General features: G+C 46.5%; 2 protein-coding genes. Both read right to left on the reverse strand.

Going from position 1 to position 782, the window contains the following annotated elements; all coding sequences use genetic code 11:
- Positions 1-248 (reverse strand): SctI family type III secretion system inner rod subunit VscI (vscI, locus tag R8O11_RS26845; RefSeq protein WP_318194826.1); only part of this gene is annotated, 248 nt, incomplete at its 3' end.
- Positions 249-256: 8 nt separating this feature from the next.
- A partial coding sequence (vscH, locus tag R8O11_RS26850; protein ID WP_318194827.1) for a YopR family T3SS polymerization control protein VscH occupies positions 257-782 on the reverse strand: 526 nt, incomplete at its 5' end.

Below are 782 nucleotides of genomic sequence, written 5' to 3' on the forward strand. Positions count from 1 at the left end.
TGCATTTGCAACAGTTGCGCTGGATCGTCACCGACCATTTTCATGCTGTCTTGTAGACTGCTTTTCGCGTTGTCGATGGTGTTTTTTAGTTCGCTGATGTTTTCTAGCAAACCGCCTTCTAAACCGTTGTTCCCCTCCGGAATGGACATGGCTTGTTCAAAACGCTCACTCAGCCCGTCTTCGACTTGAGCATCTTGCAACTTCTCAAGGTTGGTTTGCATCACCTCGGTGTACTGTGTATTGATCATGTGTACTCCTACGACAAATCTAACTTATGGCTGTGAGTCATGATGTTCTTCACCATCGCGTTTTTTTGGATAACAAAACTCAGCTCTTCACGTACTAAATCGACTGTTGATGTCATCTCTGGCAAAGACTTTAGCTCTGCCCAACAATGCCAAAGCGCTTGTTCTTTCTGAGCGCCAAGTGGGAAGCTTTGCGCAAGCATCGCTTTTAATGCTGCTCTGTCTGTTGGCGGCTCAGCCATTAACTGGCCAGCAAAATCTCCGAGCAACTCTTGTTTCAGAACGCTCAATAATTCCGGAACGGCATCATCCGTTCCTTTGGCGCTTTTCGCCTGATGAAAGGCGTACCACAGCGCTTCTTTTTGTGTTTGAGGATCAGAAATAACGTCCTTTAACGAAGAAAGCACGCTTTGTTTAGAGACAGTCTCTGCTTCCTTGATCGACGCATACCAATCTTTAATTGCGTTGAGTTTCTCTTCTACTTTTGTCAGCGTGTCTTTGGGAGCTGAGCGAGAAACTTCGGCCGTGGTTTCTCGC

It is taken from the genome of Vibrio sp. 1288, from assembly GCF_033344475.1.